Genomic DNA, 230 nt, shown 5'->3' with positions numbered 1-230 from the left:
CATCAAGCCATTCATTAACTTTTGAGCATACTATTAGTACAATTAATAGTGCAGTTACAACTTGATTATTGGTAAATGACATTGCATACCCGCTGTTGAATAATTTCTGGCACTTATGTAAAGAATTAATTACTTGAAGCTGTAAATAGTAAGCATTAAGGTGAGAGTTTTGCATGATCTGCTGCATGTTGCATTTGTGTGGCTATTGCTTGCATTTCGTTGTCTTACAA

At 33.9% G+C, this 230-nt stretch carries 1 protein-coding gene; it reads right to left on the bottom strand.

Annotated elements, in window-relative coordinates; all coding sequences use genetic code 11:
- The coding region (locus tag AC0IXA_RS28280) for a hypothetical protein (RefSeq protein ID WP_471815039.1) at positions 1-187 on the bottom strand (187 nt) is incomplete at its 3' end.
- Positions 188-230 lie beyond the last annotated feature (43 nt).

The organism is Pseudomonas sp. AC083, from assembly GCF_979253165.1.
The sequence above is the reverse complement of the archived record's forward strand: the minus strand, read 5'-3'. Positions and strand labels throughout refer to the sequence as shown.